General features: G+C 81.6%; 1 pseudogene. It reads right to left on the bottom strand.

The window, feature by feature from the left end:
• Positions 1–250, bottom strand: a pseudogene (locus tag ACTVAJ_RS30300) (ABC transporter ATP-binding protein); the annotation flags it as partial.

Genomic DNA, 250 nt, shown 5'->3' with positions numbered 1-250 from the left:
GCCCGACCCCACAGCCCACCACGGACCTTGAAGCACTGCGCCACATCCTCCACCCGCAGCAGGGGCTCGCCCGAGGAGGCGCCGCCGGTGGCCCCGGTGGCGGTGCCGGCCTGCGCGGTCGTGGCGGCCGGGGCGTCCTGGGCCGAGCCAGGCGCCGCGGAGTCGCCCGCCTCGGCGGCGGTGCCCTCGGCCTGGTCCCTGGCGGCGCGGTCGGCGCGGTCGGCCGCCCGCCGCTGGGCCCGGGACACCT

This window comes from Nocardiopsis sp. KDC1DS13DA1 (assembly GCF_055632325.1).
The sequence above is the reverse complement of the archived record's forward strand: the minus strand, read 5'-3'. Positions and strand labels throughout refer to the sequence as shown.